Origin of the sequence: Pseudomonas floridensis (assembly GCF_002087235.1) — a bacterium.
GTDB classification, from domain to species: Bacteria; Pseudomonadota; Gammaproteobacteria; order Pseudomonadales; family Pseudomonadaceae; genus Aquipseudomonas; species Aquipseudomonas floridensis.
In genome coordinates, this window is record NZ_MUIO01000058.1 from 45,612 (window position 1) to 66,461 (window position 20,850).

At 61.8% G+C, this 20,850-nt stretch carries 9 protein-coding genes; 4 read left to right on the plus strand and 5 right to left on the minus strand.

All coding sequences use genetic code 11. The annotated features are described in order from the left end of the window. Nucleotides 1–11: 11 nt before the first annotated feature. The gene (locus tag BZK31_RS15205) at nucleotides 12–725 is read right to left on the minus strand and encodes an NUDIX hydrolase (RefSeq protein WP_083183779.1); all 714 of its coding nucleotides are present in this window, start codon (nucleotides 723–725) and stop codon (nucleotides 12–14) included. A gap of 1 nt (nucleotide 726) precedes the next feature. Continuing rightward, the gene (locus BZK31_RS15210) at nucleotides 727–1,272 is read right to left on the minus strand and encodes an adenylyltransferase/cytidyltransferase family protein (RefSeq protein WP_083183780.1); all 546 of its coding nucleotides are present in this window, start codon (nucleotides 1,270–1,272) and stop codon (nucleotides 727–729) included. 220 nt (nucleotides 1,273–1,492) lie between these two features. Between BZK31_RS15210 and BZK31_RS15215 the strand changes: the two genes are divergently transcribed. The 3 genes from BZK31_RS15215 to nadE are packed head-to-tail and all read left to right on the plus strand — an operon-like array spanning nucleotide 1,493 to nucleotide 4,204. Next, nucleotides 1,493–2,134, plus strand: coding sequence for a nicotinamidase (locus BZK31_RS15215; protein ID WP_083183781.1), 642 nt, complete (start codon nucleotides 1,493–1,495; stop codon nucleotides 2,132–2,134). A 17-nt stretch (nucleotides 2,135–2,151) separates the two neighbouring features. Beyond that, a complete protein-coding gene (pncB, locus tag BZK31_RS15220) occupies nucleotides 2,152–3,357 on the plus strand; it encodes a nicotinate phosphoribosyltransferase (protein WP_083183782.1) in 1,206 nt (401 codons plus the stop codon). A 10-nt stretch (nucleotides 3,358–3,367) separates the two neighbouring features. Beyond that, the gene (gene nadE, locus BZK31_RS15225) at nucleotides 3,368–4,204 is read left to right on the plus strand and encodes an ammonia-dependent NAD(+) synthetase (RefSeq protein ID WP_083183783.1); all 837 of its coding nucleotides are present in this window, start codon (nucleotides 3,368–3,370) and stop codon (nucleotides 4,202–4,204) included. Nucleotides 4,205–4,479: 275 nt separating this feature from the next. On the opposite strand, the gene BZK31_RS15230 is transcribed toward nadE, so the two are convergent. From BZK31_RS15230 to eprS, 3 genes are all read right to left on the minus strand, one after another. Beyond that, the gene (locus tag BZK31_RS15230) at nucleotides 4,480–6,669 is read right to left on the minus strand and encodes a TonB-dependent siderophore receptor (protein WP_083183784.1); all 2,190 of its coding nucleotides are present in this window, start codon (nucleotides 6,667–6,669) and stop codon (nucleotides 4,480–4,482) included. A gap of 316 nt (nucleotides 6,670–6,985) precedes the next feature. Beyond that, entirely contained in the window at nucleotides 6,986–10,099 is a 3,114-nt protein-coding gene (locus BZK31_RS15235) for an autotransporter domain-containing protein (RefSeq protein ID WP_083183785.1), read from the minus strand. A gap of 92 nt (nucleotides 10,100–10,191) precedes the next feature. Next, complete coding sequence (gene eprS, locus BZK31_RS15240) at nucleotides 10,192–13,194, minus strand: autotransporter serine peptidase EprS (protein WP_083183786.1); 3,003 nt, start codon at nucleotides 13,192–13,194, stop codon at nucleotides 10,192–10,194. 1,030 nt (nucleotides 13,195–14,224) lie between these two features. On the opposite strand from eprS, the gene BZK31_RS15245 reads away from it, so the two are divergent. Continuing rightward, a partial coding sequence (locus BZK31_RS15245) for a non-ribosomal peptide synthetase (RefSeq protein ID WP_083183787.1) occupies nucleotides 14,225–20,850 on the plus strand: 6,626 nt, incomplete at its 3' end.

Here is a 20,850-nt window from a genome sequence, read left to right on the forward strand (position 1 = left end):
CAGGGCAGCTGTCAGGCAAAGGACCGATCGAAGTAGAAGATCCGGCCCGGCCGAAGGTTTTCCACCGTGGCCTGCGCCTTGATGCCTTCGCCTGACTTCTTGCGCCCGGTTTCCTTTATGAAGCCTTCTTCCGTCAGCTTGATCAGGCGTTGGCGCATGCTCGACTTGAGCACCGGTCGGCCCAGTGCCACAGAATAGATCGTCGTGGCTTCCGGCGCGCTGAACTCGTTGCCGAGAAACAGCAAAGGCAGGCTGGAGTAGAGCGATTTGGAATACAGGCGTTCAGCAGCCTGTTCCACCAGCTCGTTGTGGTCGAACGGCAGCAGGTTGTCACGGCTCAGCAGAGCCTGAAGCGGCACGAATTTCTGTCGCTCGTTCAGGTGTGCTTCGCGGTCCACGATGGCGATGTAAAAGGTCGAGGATGACCAACACCTGGGGTCACGAAATGCGTTGCCCACGGTCCCGACCTGCTCGATATAGCCGGGCTCGATGCCGATCTTCTCGGACGCGATCAGGCGCTTCATGCCGTCGTCCATCGACACATCACGCACGTCACCGTTGAGCACCAGGCCTGGAAGCGCCCAGCTCTCTGCATAAGGCTCGCCCGGGCGTTTGTGCAGCAAAACCTGAAGCGCTTGAGTCTTGCGGCAGTAGCGCAGAACCACCAGGTCGATGGTGTGCAGATAATCCATTTTCGACGGGGTTCCGTGTTCTGTCTGGCTCATGTCAAGCAACACCTGCTGCGTAAATTCGGTAGTTTAACGGATCCATGCCCGGCGCAATCCAGTGCGGCGGCAGCGCTGCACCCTGGAGGATCTGCTCGCGCATCGCAGTGCTTCGCACGCCGGCTTGCTCGGGAACGGTGATAACCGAGAACGTTTCAAGCAGTTCCGGGCCAAGGTAAAAGCCGGGGAGGGCGTCCGCGACGTCCTGGCCCACCACGAGGGCGATCTGGTTCGGTGCGTGGCCTGTGCTTGCGCAGATGTGCGTCAGCAGGTTGAAACTGAAAACCGGGCCAAGGTCGTTGGCGCAGAGCTCGCGCTCGATATCACTGACGATCAAAGCGCCGCTGCACTGTTGACGAACGTTGTCGGTGACCTGCCGCAGCCACTCAAGGCGAAGTTCGAAATCCACCATCACCTTGCCGTAGGGGTGCTGGAACGAAGGCACCACCAGCGTGAACCTTGCCTGTCTGGAGGCCTGAATCATGACATTGGCATGGCCAGCGTGGGGTGGATTGAATGCCCCACCGTAAACCGCGATCTCGTACATGGTCTCTCTCTCCTTTGGCTAAAAAGTATATTAGATGTACTTATTGATCAATCGCTTTCTCTCTTCGAGAGCAATGTGTCGTTCGTGATCACTTTTATTCAACGTCCTTAATGCAGGCATTGGGTTCAAAATTCAGACTCAAAAAAATAAATCAAAATCAGCGTTGACCTAAAAAGTACATCATGTGTACTATTAATTCAATGCAGGGGAGGAACCGATCATGAGCGCCACAAAGATCAAGACCGCTTCATTCGATGTCGATGCACAAAAGAGCTTCACGCCGCTGTGCCCTGATGAGTTGCCGGTCAGCGGCGGTCATGAGATCGGCCAGGCGCTCAATGTCATGGCGACGTTTGCCAGCAAGCGCCTGGGCAGCAAGGACGCACACGCCGTGAATGCGGCCTGGGTCGTCGACGCGCATGACAAGATGCTCCAGCCAACCGGGCTCAGGCACGCCGACCTGACCTGGGTCAGCCACTGCGTACCGGGTACCGAAGGTTTCAGGCTGCTGGACGAGTTGCCACAACCGCTCGACTACGACTACTTCGTGTGGAAAGGCGTTGAGCCCGACCTGCATCCCTACGGTGCGGTCTGGCACGATCTGGACGAAAAGCTTTCCACCGGCGTGATCGAATACCTGCGGGCCAATGCTATCGAGCGGGTCATCGTCGGCGGCCTGGCGCTGGACTTCTGCGTCAAGACCACCGCTCTGCAGTTGGTCAGGGCCGGTTTCACCGTAGTGCTGTATTTGCCAGCCTGCCGGGGCATCAGCGAAGAGGGCTGCACTGCGGCGCTGGTCGAGATGACGCAGGCCGGTATTCTCATCGCACACAATCAGCAGGAATTGACCGCATTGGCCTGAGGCCTGGGGAGAGAGTCATGGAAAGTGTCTACGATTTCAGCAAGCCGATCATTCGTTCACCCACCGACGACGATATGTACAAGCTGTCGATGGGCCAGGCCATCTACCACGCCTACCCGAGCGCCGATACCGAGTGGGCCCTGCGGGTGCGCTCCCAGGATGACCTGACGCCCTACATCAACGAGATCCGCGAAGCCGTCGATCAGCTTCAGGAGCTGGAAAGCAGCCAGGACATGCTTCGGCATTTGCGTGGCATTCCCTACATCAGCACCGACTACATCGACTACCTGGAAGACTTCCGCCTCAAGCCGCGCTTCGTCAGGATTGGCGAGAAAGACGGGCAGCTTGAAATCCGCGCTCGTGGGCCGTGGGTTGGCGTATCGCCTTTTGAAGTCAAGATTCTGGCCATCGTCAGCGAGATCCGTAACCGCCATGTTTACCCCGATCTGTCGCTGGAACAGGTGCGTGAGAGTCTCTACAGGAAGTTCGACTGGCTGAAAGCCAACGCCACGACTGAAGAGCTGGCGGCGTTCAAGGTCGCCGATTTCGGTACGCGCCGTCGAATTTCCTACTTGGCTCAGGAAGAAGTCGTACGCACCATGATGCGGGATTTCCCCGGTGAGTTCGTCGGCACCAGCAACATCCAGTTGGCCCGTGAATTCGACATCCGTGCCGTGGGCACCCAGGCTCACGAGTGGTTCCAGGCGCACCAGCAATTGGGACCTCGTCTGGTCGACAGTCAGAAAGCGGCGCTGGATGGCTGGATCAAGGAGTACCGCGGCGACCCGGGACTGACGCTGGCGGACTGCATCAATCAGGACGCTTTCCTGCGCGATTTCGACTCGTATTACGCCAAGCTGTTCGACGGCTGCCGCCACGATTCGGGTGACCCGCTGGTATGGGGCGACCGCATGATTGCGCATTATGAATCGCTGCGCATCGACCCGCAGACCAAGACGCTGATCTTCAGCGATGGCTTGAATCTGGGCGACAAGGCCCTGCGGATCCTGCGTCACTTCCGTGGCCGCATCAACGTTTCGTTCGGCATCGGCACCGACCTCACCAACGGCGTCGAGGGCGTCAAACCCCTGAGCATCGTGATGAAAATGGTCAATTGCCAGGGCCAGCCGGTTGCCAAGATCTCCGATGCGCCCGGCAAGAGCCAGTGTGAATCGCCAGAGTTTCTGGCGTACCTGAAGCAGGTTTTCCAGGTAAAGGAATGAGGACAACACCATGAATACGCAAGCGAACCTGCAAGCCGAGATCCAGTCCGCGCTGTGCATCGACCGTAGCATCACCGATCTGAACGGTGCGAACGCCGAAATTGCACGACGGGTCCGGTTCATCAAAGATGTGCTGCTCAAGTCCGGGATGAAAGCGCTGGTGCTGGGCATCAGCGGCGGGGTCGATTCTTCGACCACCGGGCGGCTGTGCCAACTGGCGGTCAACGAGTTGCGAGCGCAGGGCCACGCCGTGAAGTTCGTTGCGGTGCGCCTGCCCTATAAAACTCAAGCGGACGAGCAAGACGCTCAGGCAGCGCTGGGCTTCATCCAGCCCGACGTGACGACCACGGTAAATATTGCCCGCGCTGTAGACAGCGTAATGGGCGAAATCTCCATCGAAGGCCTGGAGCCGAGCCCGGAACTCACCGACTTCGCCAAGGGCAACGTCAAGGCCCGCACCCGGATGCTGGCGCAATACGCGATCGCCAATTTCGTCGCGGGGCTGGTGGTCGGCACGGACCACGCGGCCGAGGCGGTGATGGGCTTCTTCACCAAATTCGGCGACGGCGCCTGCGACCTGGCTCCGTTGAGCGGCTTGACCAAAGGGCAGGTTCGCTTGCTGGCCAGTGCGCTTGGCGCTCCGGCGCACCTGGTGAGCAAGGCACCGACGGCCGATCTTGAGGACCTGGATCCAGGCAAACCGGACGAGGTGGCCTATGGCTGCACCTACAACGACATCGACAACTACCTGCTGGGCAAAGACGTCCCAGCCTCGGCCGCAGCGATCATCGAAGCGGCATACCTCAAGACCGCCCACAAACGTGAATTGCCGATTGTGCCTGTTTGAAGTGCAGCACAGGCCGTGAGCATTCCCGCCACACGTTCGACGTTGCGCTGTCGTGCAGCAAGCACCGGTTTGCCTGGAGCGAGTTTGCTCTGGACGGCAATCCAGCGACAGCGCTGGTTTATCCGCTGAAAATCCAGCGTCTATAACACCGCCTTCTTAAGCACGCGGAGCGCCGCCCGGCTCACTTCAACGAAAGGCTTCGGCGTTCAGGGCTGGTGCTTGTGGCGACCCCTGCTTGAGCTTGCTTGCGAAGACCACATCTCAACCGCTGACGGTCAGAACGTGTACCGGGCCGTCAGCGTGTAGTTGCGCGGGTCGCCGTAGGTGTCGGTAGAACCCCAGACCGAACTGGTGCCGATTGCCGCGTAATAAACACGGTCGAAAATGTTATTGGCGTTCAGTTGCAGGTCCAGGTGCTTGTTGACCTGATACCCGGCCATCAGGTCGGCGACCGCGTAGCTGCCTTGTTCGAGGCGATAGCTGCCGTCGGTGAGGGCGATGTCGTTGTACATGCGGCTCTGCCAGTAGACGTTGCCGCCGACGCGCAGTTTTTCCAGCGGGCCCTGAAACCGGTATACGGTCGAGACCTTGAACAGGTGCTCAGGCGTGTCAGTGTCGAAGCGCTGGTTCTCGTTTGCCGGGTCGGCATCCTTCACGTAATGGGCGCGGGTGAAGGTGTAACCGGCGCCGATTTGCCAGTTTTCGGTCAGCGCACCTTGCAGTTCCAGGTCGATGCCCTGACTGCGCACCAGACCGGACGCGTCGTAGCAGGTCAGCACCGGGCAGCCTGCCTGAGTGGAGGTCTGGGTGCCCAGGTTGGTCTGGTCGGTGCGGAACACTGCCAGGCTGGCATTGAGGGCTCCGTTGAAGTACTCGCCCTTGATGCCGACTTCGTAGTTTTCACCGACGACGGGCTTGAGTTGTGCGCCGGAAAGATCCTGATAGCTCTGCGGCTGGAAGATGTCGGTGTAACTGGCATATACGGAATAGGTGTCGTCCAGCTTGTAGATAAGGCCGCCATAGCGCGTTACGTTTTTGGTGACCTTGTAGTCGCCATCGCCAGTGCGGTCATCGTAGTCGTACCAGTCCAGACGACCACCCAGAATCATCGTCAGAGGGTCGGCCAGGCTCAGGCGGGTCGTCAGGTAGATGCCTTCCTGAGTGGTGATGCTGTGGAGGTTGCCGTCGTGCACGAAGTTCGGTTTTGGCGCGGCAATCGGCAGGCCGGTGTCGTAGGGGCTGTATTCTTTGCTGTCTTTGTCATAGACGCGGCGGCTGGCGCCGACCACCAGTTCATGGGTACGGCCCAGCGCCTGGAACGGGCCGCTGGCGAACGCATCGAAGGCAGTCTGTTTTTCCTCGGGTCGCGACTGGTACGCGGTGGTTTCCAGCGGGCCGTTGTAGCGAGACAGATAAGTCCCGGAGAACAGGCCGTCCAGCGAAGACGCCGTGCCGGCGAGGTGCAGTTTCCAGTCGTTGTCGAACCGGTGTTCCAGTTCGCCGAACACGGTGTCGATCTGCAGCTTCTTCTTTTCCCAGTCGGAGCCGGGGTAGGTGGAGCGCGGCAGGTTCAAATGGTGTCCATCGGTGCCCAGCGGCAAGCCGCCCCAGAAAAAGTTGGTTTCATCTTCCTGGCGGGAATAGCCCAGCGTTGCGGTAGTGGCTTCGCTCAGGTCGGCTTCGACCACGCCGTAGAACACGCCGTGATCGCTCTTTTCCTTGTCGCGGAAACTGTCCGCGTCCTGATAGGAACCCACTACACGACCGCGCAGGGTGCCGCTCTCGTTCAAACGGCTGGAGGCATCAAATTCGCCACGGTAGTTGTCCCAACTGCCTGCACTGCCGGTCAGGGAAACCTGCGGGTCGAAGGTCGGGCGCTTGCGTACCATGTTGATCGCCGCCGAGGGATTGCCGGCGCCTGTGATCAGGCCGGTCGCGCCGCGAATGACTTCCACACGGTCGAACATCGCCAGGTTGGGCTGCACGCCCATGGTCCAGCCTGAGTAGGAGGCGGGAATGCCGTCGTACATGATGTTGTCGATGTCGAAGCCGCGCGAGGTGTAAGTCTGCCGACCGGGGCCGCTGGACTGACTGAGGAACAGACCGGGTGTGTTCCTGACCACGTCGTTGACGCTGGTCATGGCTTGATCGTCCATGCGCTGGCGGGTGATGACGGTGACGGCTTGCGGGGTTTCGCGCATGGTCAGCGGCAGTTTGGTAGCGGTCTGCATGACGCCGGTGGTGTAGGAGCCCGAGCCTTCGGTGGTCATACCCAAACGAGCGTCGCTGATTTCGGTAGCGCCCAGTTCCAGCGTGCCGCTGGTCTGTGCCGATTGAGCTGATTCGGACGAGGCCTGAAGTGGCGCGTCGGCGGCAAAGGTCGTTGGCGCGGTGGCTGCCCAGATTCCCATGGCCAACAGGCATGGCGTAAAGCGAAATCGGCGTTGCAGATGTTGGCCGGGCATGAAGCTGGAACTCCCTGAAGACCATCCGTGGCCTGGTGATAATAGTGTTGAGAACGATTCGCGTTAGTGTGACAGATTGTTTCTGCCAGAAAAAGCCCGCACAGACAGATACTTAACAAATTTTTCACATTTTTCAGCGGCCGCCGTCTGCATGTCTGAACAGGCGACCTGGTGGCGGAGCCATGCGAATAGGGGCGGGATGAGTCGCACGTCGGGTGTTCCCGACCCGGGCCACGGGTCGGGAACACCGATCAAAACGCAGGCCATGTTCAGCCTGAGGTAAGGAGGGAAGACGGCCATTCAAGCCGTCGAGGGATCAGAATTGCCAGTCCAGCGACAGGCCGACCCCGTGGGTCTTGTCACGCGCACCCAGCAGACCGTTGTAGTCCAGATTGATCCGCGCATCCCTGCCCAGCGCAAGGCTTGCGCGGGCACCGACCAGCGCCGCATCACGGTCCATCGAAACGCTTTGCACCGCAAACGTGTTCACCCCGCTGGCGAACGCCAGGTGTTGCTCGGACGAGGTGTCGCTGAGGGTGTGCTGCCAGCCCAGGGTCGCCGAGACATCCAGCTTTTGCGTATCGTTGAGGTTGAAACGCTTGCCGGCCCGTGCACCGAGTGTCGACAGCACGGTGTCGCGGGTATCGTCGCCGCCTTTGAGCGCAGTGGCACCGCCTTTCTCGGTGAAGCTGTCGCTGTCCAGATGCACATACGCCAGGTTGGCGAACGGCTCCAGCGTCAGCGGTTGCAGGTTCAGGCGGTACGCGGCTTCGGTGAAAACTTGGGTGGACTGCGCATCACGCTTGACCTTTTGACGGTCCGAAAACGCGCCGAACTGCAGGTCACGCTTCACGTCGATGCGATGCCAGCTGTGGGACGCGCCCGCCGTCAAGCGCATCGCACCTTGCTCGTGTCCGATGTACGCACCCAAGTGGTAGCTGTCTGCCGAGGCTCGCGAATGGGTGTCATCACCCAGGCTTAGCGAAGTGTCGCTGTAACCGGCCATTGCGCCCAGACGCGTGTGGTCACTGATCAGACCGTCAACCCCCGCGAGCAGGCCGCCCAGCGATGACGTCGAACTGGCGCCGTCGCTGCTGCCGGCGTTCTTGCCCCACGCACCCAGTGCCTTGACCCAGACGTTGTTCTCTTCGCTGCCTGGCGCAGTCTGGTCGTACAGACCTTCGACCCGCAGACGATCACCCACGGCATCGCGCACTTGACGACTGTCGTTGATCAGTTGCGTGGCGATGGCCGGGTGCACTTCCCCCGACAGTTGCGTGAAGGCGCGACGAGCGGTGGTGGTGTCCGGGCTCAACAGCACGCTTTCGTACGCCGCATTGCCTGCGCCCAGTTGCTCGACGGCCGAGGCCACGCTGCGCTGATTGAAAGTCTGCCCGGCGCTGGCGAAGCTGTCGCCGTTGCGTTCGACCGCCAGGGTAATGCCAGCGTTGGTGTAGGTCAGGTTGCCGTCCAGAAAAGTGGAGCCGGTCAATACCGAACCAAACTGACCTTGAACGCCGCCTGCCGCTTGCAGCACGTCGAACGATCGGTTGAGTACGCTGGCGGTCTGCGCGCCGGTCAGCAGCGATGGATTGTTTTCCAGCGACAAGGCCATGTTTGCTCCGGTCACGGTCGCCTGGCCACCGACGATCAGCCGGTCATTGTCGGTGGGCGACAATTCCACCGCGTAGGTAGAACCCGGTGCCAGCAGCAGATCGCCCGCCACGCGCAGGGTACCGATCGAGTTGCCCGGCGCGACTGTACCGCCGCGGTTGGCGGACAGCGCGCCAACGCTGCCGTTGCCACCCAGTACGCCGTTTTCATTGATCGTCACTGCCGAGGCGAGCGAGCCGTTGATGGCCAGACGGCCCTGATTGACCAGTGTCGGTCCGCTGTAGGTATTGACCCCGGTCAGGACCAGCGTGCCGATCCCTTGCTTGGTCAAACCGCCGTGCCCGGAAATGTCATTGCTCCACACATCCAGTCCGCATTGCGGTCCGCTGCAGGTGCGCTGCGTCGGCTTGCCCGCGTCGACAACGGCTCCGACTCCGGGAAGGTCGACGACGAACTGGCTGTCACCATAGGCTCCGTCGATACGGAATTCAGCCGGGATGTCCGCCTCGGTCACCAGCATGCCCGGGCCATTGACGGCCTTGCCCAGGTTGATCATGCCCCAGCCATACAGGGCATCGATGCCTGGCGCGCCGAGGTCGGTGGCAGTGGTTTTCAACACATCGGCGACCTGTGCGCCAGTCATGTAGGGATAGCGTTCCATCAGCACGGCCAGACTGCCGGCAACGTGCGGCGCCGCCATCGATGTGCCGTTTTTGTTCGCCCAGTCGCTGGTCAGGTTATCCAGGCTGTTGCCGTTGATGACCGAACTGTAGATACGCGTGCCGGGTGCCGACACGCAAAAACTGGCGGTGTAGCCGCAGCGTGACGAGAAAGTGCTCAGCGTGTAGGGCGTGGTCGCGGCTGCGGCGGCGTTCGGGTTCACCTGCAGGGCGGCGACGGTCAGCCAGTTCGGCGCGATTTCCGGAACGAAGTAACCCAGCCCGGCCATCGCGTCGGGGTTGTTGAGGTTGTAATCGTTGCCGGCGGCGAAGATGGTCACCACGCCGCTGCGTGCTGCGTCGATGGCACCTTGATAGGCACCGCCGGGACGCGTGCCGAGGATCTGGCGTATCTGGTCGAACTGCACTTGTGCGTCCTGCACGGTGAAATGCGGAAACGCCGGGTCCTTGCCACCCTGATCGAAACGGTCGGTAATGCCAATGCCCCAGCTGTTGTTGATGAGGCGCGCGCCGCTGTTGACCAACGCATTCCAGCCGGCCTGATACACCGCGCCGTCGTTGCCGAGCACGATACCGTCTTCAGGGCCTGGGTCACCGTTGTCGGCACTGATGATCTGCGCATTGAACGCCACGCCATGCATGGGCCCGCCATCCCGACTGCCGCCTGCGATTCCGCCCACATGGGTACCGTGGTTGCCAAGCTTTCCACCCGAATCCAGGGTTGGCTTGCCGTCGTAACGAAACGCATCGCCGGCTTTCACCGGGATATAGGGATCGGTGTATTCACGGATGCCGCTGGTGACCAGATTGACCACTTTGTTCGTGCCGGAGAATTCCGGATGCGGTGCGTACACTGGTTGGTCGAAGATGCCCAGTTTTATGTCCTTGCCGGTGTAGCCCGCCGCATACGCCTGGTCGGCCTTGATCGCGCCCAGCCCCCAGTCGGCATTGAATTCGGCACTGCGCCAACTGGCGGTATCACCGGATTGTCCTGCTTCGACATAGGGAGCGGCTTGTGCAACGCTCATTGTCGCGAGATACACGGCCAGTGCTCCGCAAGAGGCGCGGTTGATCGTCCTGATGGACTGGCGAAGGGAAGTGACAGAAGGCTGCCGGGGGGTAAAAACGTCTTTCATGAAAACTACCGTCCTTAGTTAACGCACACAAAACTCCGCGCGCATGCGTCTGCATGCGCGTTGTTCTTTTTGAATCGAAAGGGGTTACGGGGTCAGAACTGCCAGTTCAGGCTCAGTCCGACGCCGTGGCTTTTTTCGCGGCTGGCCAGTTGGCCGCTGTAGTCGAGACTGATCCTGGCGTCTTTGCTCAAGGCCAGGCTGGCATGGGCTGCGACCAATGCGGTATCGCGCACCAGCGGCGAGCTTTCGATACCCACGCGTGTGCCGCTCGAGGCGAAGGCCAGGTGTTGTTGCGAGTCGGTGTCGCTTAGATTGTGCTGCCAGCCGAGGCTGCCCGACAGATCGAGTTTCTGTTGATCGGTCAGTGCAATCGTTTTCAGCGCCCGTACACCGAGTGTGCTGAGCACCGCATCGCGCTTGTCACGACTGGCGGACAGGGCCGCTGCATCGCCTTTTTCGGTAAAGCCGTCGGTTGCCAGATGCACGTAAGCGAGGTTGGCGAAAGGCTCCAGCGTCGCCGGTTGCAAGCGGATGCGGTACGCCGCCTCGGTGAACACCTGCGCTGTCTGTGCGTCATGGGTGGTTTTTTCCCGGCCACTCGCATTGCCGACCTGAACATCGCGCTTGGCGTCGATACGGTGCCAGCTGTAGGCACTGCCGACGGTCAGACGCAGCGCGCCGATTTCGTGACCGACATAGGCGCCCACATGGTAGCTGTCCACCGACGCGCGCGAATGAGTACCCGAGCCCATGTTCAACGAGCTGTCGCTGTAACCTGCGACCAGACCCAGGCGCGTATCGTCGGCGACGTTGCCATCGACCCCTGCCAGCAGACCGCCAATCGACGTGGTGTAGCCGGCCGTGTCCTGGCGTGAGTCAGTCTTGCCCCATGCGCCCAATGCTTTGAGCCAGACAGTGTCCTGCGTTGCGGTATTGCCATCGTTACCGAATGCGCTTGCGCCCAGACGTTCGCCGACCGCGTCACGCACGTGGCGGCCGTCGTTGATCAGCACCGTGCCGATCGCAGGATAGATTTCGCCGGAGAGCTGCTGAAAGCTGTCGCGGGCCGATGCCGCGGTCGGGGCCAGCAACAGGTTTTCATACACGGCGTTGCCCGCGCCCAGTTGCTCGGCGGCACTTGCGACGGCGGCCTGGTTCGGCGTTTGCGCAACACTGTCGAAAGCTGCGGTGCGCTCGATGTTCAGCGCGATTCCGGTGGCGGCGTAATCCAGTCGGCCGCCGAGAAAGACATAGTTGGACGACACGTTGGCAAACTGGCCATTGATTCCATTGCCCGCTTGCAACACGTCGTATTGGCGACCCACCAGGCTCTGACCTGGCGTAGCGTTCAGGGTTACCGCTGGCTCTTCCAGTGTCAGCGCCATGTTGGCACCCGCCACCGTGGCACCGCCGGTCGCGACGATCCGGTCGCTGGCGGTGGGTGACAGTTCGACGGCATAGGTCGAGCCTGGCTCGAAAACAACGTCGCCGTCGACCCGCAAGGGGCCAATGGAGTTGCCCGGCGCGACGCTCCCCCCGTTGCGAGCCGTCAGCCCGCCGATCTGGCCATTGCCGCCCAGCGTGCCGCCCGCATTGACCTGCACGGCCGAGGTCAGCGAACCGTTGACCGACAGCAGACCGCCATTGACCACGGTATCGCCACGGTAGGTGTTGGCGCCTTCCAGAATCAGCCGACCGTTACCGGACTTGATCAGGCTGCCCTGATACTGGCGCTGCGCAGCCGCTGCGGCGCGAGCCGTGCCGACGGCATAGTCGCTGCGGTCCTGCTGGCTGGCGGTGCTGGCGACGCCGTTTTGCCAGCCCTTGCTGACCAGGGTCTGTTGCCAGATGGTCTGTTCGGCACGGTCTTCGGCCTGACGCTGGATCAGTGCCTGATCGGAAATGTCGTTGCTCCAGACGTCGGTCTGGCCCGCCCCCAACGTAGCATCGAAGGTGCCGAGCAACTGGCCCGGTCCGCGCATGGCCCGTTCCAGATTGGCCACGCCCCAGCCGACACTGCTGTTCGGTGCCTGGGTGACCGAACCATCGAGCTGGGTCGCGGTGGTCAGCAAAACCTGCAACGCCTGCTCGTTGTTCATGTACGCAAAGCGCTCCATCACCAGCGCCAGCGCGCCGGTGGCATGCGGCGCGGACATCGACGTCCCGGATTTGATCCCGTAACCGCCGCCCGGCACCGTACTGTCGATCAGGCGGCCCGGCGTAGTGATGCACCAGTATTTGGCGGTTCCGCACTGGTTGTAACGCTGGCCATTGGTACTGTCCAGGCCCGACACGGCCAGCCAGTGACCTTCCAGATCCGGCTCGAAATACGGCAGCGAAGCGCGCACGCTGGCATTGGCATAACCGGTATTGCCAGCGCTGAATACGTTGATCACGCCCTTGCGCGAGACATTGGCTGCTTCATCAATCCAGGTGCCTTGGTTGTAGTGTTGGGCGTAGGCCACGCGCAGCCCGTCGAGGGTGGCATAGGTCACGTCTGCGGGCTGGCTGCCCCAGCTGTTGTTGATCGCTCGCACCCCGGCATCGGCCAGCGCGCCGTAGACCGCTTTGAAGTAACGCGGGTCCGGAGTGGGACCGAACAGGAAACTGTCGTTCTTGTTGGTGTTGCCGACATAGACCTGCGCGTTGTACGCCACGCCGTGCATGCCGACGCCGTCGCGTGCTGCGCCCATGGTGCCAGTGACGTGAGTGCCGTGGGTGTCGTTGTTCGGATTGATGGCGCCCGTGACGCTGAACGCCGAGCCGTCGATGTAGGTGCCACTGGCCGTGACGGCGTGAAAGCGCGCAGGGCTGGCCTCGGGGTGAGCGGGGTCGAAACCTGAGTCCAGTGCACCGATTTTAACGCCCGCACCGGTAATACCTGCAGCATAAGCCTGATCGGCCTGTATACGACCCAGACCCCAGTCACTCTGGAACTCGGCAGAGCGCCAACTGGCAGCGTCGCCCAACTTGCCTTGTTCAAGGTAGTCCGCGCAGGCCGCTCCGCCAAAGGTGGTACAAAGAATACAAACAGCGCGGGTTGCAGCGGGCTTGAAAGAATAACGAACAGCACTAACCGTCTTTGACTTTTGCATCCATGCACCTGTTGACTAATCAGCTCCCTATTGAGCGCCGTAAGAACATAGTCCGGGCTTAAACACTTGGCAACAGATTTGTTTCAGTTTGGATACAACTCTTAAACCATAGAAATACTGTATGAGGCATTATCCGTATCACTTATATCTTGTTGAAAAATTGAACGATTTTGTGGTTGCTCGAGCATCCAGCGTACAGGGATGGTGGCAATATAGTTGCATCTAACCTGTGCGGTTTCAGTGCCTGACAAGGACCTGTCGAAACTTTATCTGTGGTCGGCAATACCCGGAAATCCGTCAAATTGTCCGACAATAATAGTTATGAAAGAGCACTGTTTGACGATGTTGCGAAGTGTTTTTCGAGTGTGTGAAAAAGTGCGTTGATTGCGTATTGCCACTGTAGCGCTTCGTCGGTAACAGTAGGGTTACAAACCCATTCGTACAGGTCGGCAATATTTATCCAATTCAATCATTTAGCGGTTGCGGGATGTCTGGCGTTTGTCCAGAACGATCTTTTGAACTAATCGAACATGTCCGGTTTGTAACTTTTTGTTTGCCTCATCCCCGATATTCATGGTTATTATCTGCGGCGCTCAGGGCCATGATCCCGGCGTCAAGGATTGCCAAGGGTTTACCGACCCGGCAGTCGCAGCCGATCGGGACCACCCTGGCGCTGACACCCCTGCGCAGGCCGTTCCCCATCGTTGACCCTCAAACGGAAGATGAGGTTTCAATTGATCACGCGGTATGCAATCGTCAATTCAAGGCACAAGGCAAGCGACATCGCTAATCCTGCTGCCCATTCTTCGGTTTTCTGCGAGTCGCGCCGTATCGGCTTTCTCGCCAGCCAGTCTCTTCAGACGATCCTCTGTGCATTCCCTTGCGACAGCGATGTGAGCCCCCGAGCGCGAGCCGCTCCGTCACCCTGATCCCCGAACGCCGACAGTTTCCCTGTCCGGACCTGCACGCGGCGCGTTCTGTTGACGGCCCGCCAGTAAAAATCAAACGTTGTCATGGACGGTAGTTTTCGATGCTCGACAAATCTTCCTTGCGTGGGGCGGGCTCTGCGCAGCCGACTGCTTTTTCTGAAAAAATGTCTGCCGATCAGACCACAACCGGGCACGCCCGTGACTGGCTCGACCGCCTGGCGGACGCTCCGGTGCTGCTGGAAATACCTTCGGACCGGCCTCGCCCGGCGCTGCGGACTGGCGACTGTGCCTCGGTGGCCTTCCAGTTGGACACGGCACTGGCGCAAGGCCTCGATGAACTGAGTCGCGCTCATCGCACAAGCGTGTTCATGACGCTGCTCGCAGGCTGGGCGGTGGTGCTGGCGCGCTTTTCAGGACAACCTGAGGTGATGATCGGCACACGCACTGTGGAAGGCGACAACACGCTGGTGCTGCGCGTCTCGATGGACCCGGTCTGGTCATCAGCTCAATTGCTGGAGCATGTGCGTGAGGGTCTGCTCGGCGCGTACGAGCATCGGGACATACCGTTCGACACCGTGCTGAAACATCTTGAGTTGCAGCAGGACACTGCCTGGCATCCGCTGGTTCAGGTGCTGTGTGTCTGGGACCATCGTCAGCCGCTGCCCAACGGTTTCGACCTGATGCTGAGCCTTGGCGAAACGCAAGGGCGGATCGGCGGCCATCTGCATTACGCGACGGCGCTGTTCGATGAGTCGACGGCGCAACGTATGGCCGACGCTTTGTGCCGGATCCTCCGGCAGATGGTCGCGCAACCCGCTCACAGGTTCATGGCGATGGACCTGATGGGTGATGCCGAGCGCCAGCGTTTGGTGCATGACTGGAACAGTGCGCGCCAACCCTTCGACGAGCACGGTTATGTGCATGCGTTGTTCGAAGCCCAGGTGCAGCGCACGCCTGATGCCGTCGCCGCCCGCTTCGCTCAGGCGACACTGAGTTACGCGCAGCTCAATGCCCAGGCCAACCGGTTGGCTCATCAACTGCGCAGCATGGGCGTGGGGCCCGATGCGCGGGTCGGTGTGTGCCTGGAGCGTTCGTTGGACATGCTGATCGGCGTGCTGGCGGTGCTCAAAGCGGGCGGGGCGTACGTGCCGCTCGACCCCGGCTATCCGCGGGCACGTCTGGCGCACATGTTGACCGACAGCGCGCCTCGGGTCGTGCTGACACACGCGGCGGCGAGCGAGGCCTTGCGGGCGGCGCTGGATGATTCGGCGCAAACGTCGCCGACGCTGCTGGACCTGACCGACAGCGGTCAATGGGCCGCGCAGCCTGCGCACGATCCCGACCCTCAGGCGGTCGGCCTGACGTCCCGGCATCTGGCCTACGTGATTTATACCTCCGGTTCAACCGGCGTGCCCAAAGGCGTAATGGTCGAGCATCGCGGATTGCGCGCAGTCAGCGCCGCATGGGCCTCGTTTTATGACCTGCGAGGGCCACTCAACCACCTGCAAATGGCGGGCTTTTCCTTCGACGTGTTCAGCGCTGACCTGATCCGTGCGCTGGGTTTCGGTGGCACGCTGGTGCTGTGTCCGCGTGACACGTTGATGGATCCGCCTGCGTTGTATCGCCTGCTCCGCGAGGCCTGTATTGGCTTCGCCGACTTTGTGCCAGCGGTGCTCAATCCGTTGCTGGCCTGGGTGCAAAACAACGGCCATGACCTGTCGTTCCTGCGCACCGTGGTTTGTGGATCGGACATCTGGACCGCCCACAGCGCCCGTCAATTGCGCAGCCTCTGCGGCGCTCGGGTGCAGATCGTTCAGGCCTACGGGGTTACCGAAGCGAGCATCGACAGCAGCTGCTTCGAGTTCGCCCACGCGAGCCCGGTCGAGGGCGTGCTGCCCATTGGCCGGCCCTTGGCCAATACCCGGATCTACCTGCTCGACGCGCTCGGCGCGCCAGTCCCGCAGGGTGTGATCGGCGAAATGCACATTGGCGGCGCGGGTGTCGCCCGGGGTTACCTGAACCTGCCGCAGCTGACCCGCGAGCGATTCATCGACAGCCCATTCGTGGCGGGCGAGCGTCTGTACCGCAGCGGCGATCTGGCGCGCTATCGGGCTGATGGCAATCTCGAATTTATCGGACGCAACGACTTTCAGGCCAAGCTGAACGGACTGCGTCTGGAGCTGGGCGAAATCGAGTCACGTCTGGCGCAGGTGCCAGGCGTGGAGGAAAACCTGGTGGTGCTGCGCGACGACGGTCGGGGCGTGCGCCGCTTGATCGCCTACTACCGCGAGCGCAATGGTGCGGGCCTGGGGCCGGGTGTGCTGCGCGAACATATGCAGGCTCATTTGCCCGATTACATGGTGCCCTTGGCATTCGTGCGCCTGGCCGCGCTGCCACTCACCGCCAACGGCAAACTGGATCGCACGGCCTTGCCCGAACCGGACGCCGAGGCGTTCGACCAGCGCGACTTCGAGGCTGCCCAAGGGCCGCTGGAAAGCGCTTTGGCTGCCATCTGGCGCGACGTGCTGGCGGTTGAACAGGTCGGCCGTCAGGATCATTTTTTCGCCCTTGGCGGTCACTCGTTACTGGTGATGCGCGTGCTGGCTCAGGTCCGGCAACGACTGGGGCTGGAAGTCTCACCCGCTGCCCTGTTCGCCGCGCCCGTGCTGCACTGCTTCGCCGAACGGCTGAACAGGCCTCAGGCCACCGCGCGTCCGGCGATAACCGTGGTCGATCGCGGCGAAGCGCAAATCTTGTCATCGGCTCAGCAGCGCTTGTGGTTTCTGGCCCAGATGGAAGGCGGCAACGCGGCGTACCACATGCCGTTGAACCTGCGTCTGCGCGGCCCGTTGCAGGTCGCCGCACTGGAACGCAGTTTCCAGCAGTTGGTGGCCCGTCATGAAGCCCTGCGCACGACCTTCGTGACCGTCGCAGGTGAAGGCCGCCAGCGAGTGGCTGCGCCGGGTGCGGGCATGGCGCTTGCGTTGATCGATCTGCGAGGTCGAGCCGATGCCGAGGCGCGCCTTGTCGAGTTACTGGACGAGGAGGGCGGCAAGCCGTTCGACCTGAGTTGTGGCCCGTTGATGCGCGTCAGCCTGGTCAGGCTGGCCGATGACGATCATATGTTGCTGCTGACCCAGCACCACATCATCTCGGACGGCTGGTCGATGGGCGTGCTGACTCGCGAGCTGGGAGCACTCTACGTGGCCGCCTTGCAGGATCGCGATGCAACGCTGCCGGTGCTGCCGGTGCAGTATGTGGATTATGCGGCCTGGCAACGGCAGTGGTTGTCGGGCGATGTGCTGGAGGCGCAGCGTCGCTACTGGCACGACACCCTGTCAGGTGCGCCGGTGCTGTTGCAATTGCCAACCGATCACGCGCGCCCGGCCGTGCAGGATTACCGTGGCGGCTTCGTGCCGCTGACGTTCGACCGTGCACTGACCGACCGGCTCAAGGCATTGGGCATGCAACAGGGCACCACACTGTTCATGACCCTGCTGGCAGCCTGGTCGCTTGTTCTGTTGCGGTTGTCAGGGCAGAGCGATGTGGTGATCGGCGTGCCTTCGGCGAACCGGCCTCAGCAGGAGCTGGAAGGGCTGATCGGTTTTTTCGTCAACACCCTGGCCCTGCGCATGACGCGCCCTGAGATGCAGCCGGGCACTGTCTCTGTGGCGAACTGGCTGCAACAGGCGCGCCGCGTGGCCCTTGGCGCGCAAGAACATCAGGACCTGCCCTTCGATCAGGTGGTGGAACTGCTCAATCCGCCGCGCAGTCTGGCCCACAGTCCGTTGTTTCAAGTGCTGTTCGCCTGGGAACAGGATCAGGATTCTGACCTGGTATTGCCGGGGCTGGACATCAGCCCGGTCCACAGTCGCCATCAAGTGGCCAAGTTCGACCTGCAGTTGGCGCTCAGCGAGCAGGACGGGCAGATCGTCGGCGGCCTCGAGTACGCCTCGGGGTTGTTCGAGGCCCGGACCGTCGCGCAGTTCGGCGACTACCTGCACCGGGTGCTTACCCAGATGGCTGACGACAGCGAGCGGTCGCTGGCGAGCATTGAACTGCTCAGCGCGCCGCAACGGCGGCAAATCGTCGATGAATGGAACCGCACCGAACGCGGCCTCTCGACGCTGCCCGATTGCGTTCAGCGCTTCGAAGCCGTGGTCCGCACAACGCCTGACGCCGAAGCGCTGCGTGCCGCAGGCCAGACGCTGAACTATGCCGGGCTGAATCGCGCCGCCAATCGCCTGGCCCATTTCCTGATCGAGCAGGGCGTGCGTCCCGAGCAGCGAGTGGGCCTGTGCCTGGAGCGTTCGCCCGAGATGGTCATCGGTCTGCTGGCAATCCTCAAGGCCGGCGCGGCTTACGTGCCATTCGATCCGGCCTACCCGCGTGAGCGTCTGGCGTTCATGTTCGATGACGCCAGTCCCAGTCTGTTGTTGACTCAATCCTCGTTGCGCGAGGGCCTGCCGCTGGCTGGCCATCCGCACCTCGACAAGCCATTGTCGGTCTGCTGTGTGGACCGCGACGCCTCATATTGGGAGCACCATTCGGAGCGTGATCCGCAGGTCGATGTCAGCCCGGACAATCTGGCTTACGTGCTCTACACCTCAGGTTCCACCGGACGCCCCAAAGGCGTGGCGCACAGCCGTCGGGCGCTGGATAACCTGATCGCCTGGCAGCTCGAGGCTGCGCGGGTGCCGCGCCGGGTGCTGCAATTCGCGTCGCTGAATTTCGACGTGTCGTTTCAGGAAGTCTGCAGCACGCTGTGTCAGGGCGGCAGCCTGTTGCTGATGAGCGAGGCCAGCCGCAAGGACCTGGCCTCGTTGCGTTCGACGCTGGTCGCCGAGGGCGTGCAGCGGGCCTTTCTGCCCTTCGCAGTGCTGCAACAACTGGCGGCGCTCAGCGAGGCTGACGCGCCGATGCCGGCCGGTGGCTGTGAAATCGTCACTGCGGGCGAGGCGTTGCAGATCAACGATGAGTTGCGCGCATTCGTGCGGGGCCTTGGCGGTTCGGCTTTGCACAACCAATACGGGCCGACTGAAACGCATGTGGTCAGCCAGTTCAGCCTGGACTGCAGCGAAGCCGCGCAGTGGCCGGATGCGCCCCCCATCGGACGTCCCATCGCCAACGCCCGGCTTTACGTGCTGGACGGCGACATGAATCCGGTGCCGGTCGGTGTGGCGGGCGAGTTGTACATCGCAGGCGTCTGTCTGGCTCGCGGCTACCTGAACCGTCCCGACCTGACGGCCGAGCGCTTCCTGCCCGATCCGCTCAGCGACCGACCCGGCGCACGCATGTACCGCAGTGGCGACCTGGCGCGGTTCCAGGCTGACGGTAATGTGGAATACTTGGGGCGGATCGACCGACAGGTCAAGCTGCGCGGCTTCCGCATTGAGTTGGGCGAGATCGACAACCTGCTGCATCGGCAACCCGGCGTGCAGGAAGCGGTCGTGCTGCTGCGCGAAGATATGCCGGGCGACAAGCGTCTGGTGGCCTACGTGGTCGGCAGCGCCACGGAAGAAGCGCTGCGCAGCGGGCTGCAACGGCACTTGCCGGAGCACATGATTCCCACGGCCTGGGTGGCGATGGCGCAACTGCCGCTGACCCGCAACGGCAAGCTGGACCGAGCGGCGCTGCCAGCGCCCGAGCGTCAGTCCGCAGCCGATTACCAGGCCCCGCGCAACGACACCGAACGGCAGATGGCCCGCATTTGGGCTGAAGTGCTCAAGTGCGAACGGGTCGGCATTCGCGACAACTTTTTTGATTTGGGCGGTCACTCGTTGCTGGCTACGCGAATGATCTACGCGATCAACCAGCGCATGGGCGCGCAGTTGTCCTTGAGCAGTCTGTTCAAGAGCCCGGTCCTCGAGGATCTGGCACAACAGGTGCAGATCGCCCGTCAGCAGGGCGACTTGCCGCAAACGGCTATGCTTCGCATCGAAGCGGACCGTGCAGCGCGTCACGCGCCTTTTCCGCTGACCGATATCCAGCAGGCTTACTGGTTCGGGCGCGAGTCCACCGTCAGCCTTGGCGGCGTCAGTGCTCATGGCTATGAAGAGCTGCGCATACCGCAACTCGACGTGCCGCGCTTCGAGCAGGCGTTGAATCGCATGATCCAGCGTCACGACATGCTGCGCGTGGTGTTTCTCAGCGACGGCACCCAGCAGGTGCTGGAGCACGTGCCAACCTACCGGATGCCATGCAGCGATCTGCGCGGCCTGCCTGCCGACGCTGGGCGCGAGGCCTTGCAGACAATCCGCGAGCGTCAGTCGCATCAGGTACTGGATGCCAGTCGCTGGCCGCTGTTCGAGTTCAGTCTGTCGCTGCTCGATGACGGCATCAGCCATTTGCACATCAGCCTCGATGCCCTGATCGTGGACGCCGCCAGCACGCAGATTCTGGCGCGCGAGCTGATGGCGTTCTATGACAATCCACAGCATGCACTGCCGGAACCGGGCCTCACGTTCCGCGATTACGTGCTCGCCGAGCAGGCGCTGCGCAGTGAGCACCGCTACGAACAGGCCCTTGCTTACTGGCGCGAGCGGGTGACCACACTGGCGCCTGCACCGGATCTGCCGTTGGTCTGTCAGCCGGAAAGCATCGAACGGCCGCACTTTACCCGCCGCGACCGGGAGCTGTCGGCCGCCCAATGGTCGCGGCTCAAAGCGGTCGCCAAACAGTTCGCGGTCACTCCGTCAGTGATGCTTCTGACCGCGTTCAGTGAGGT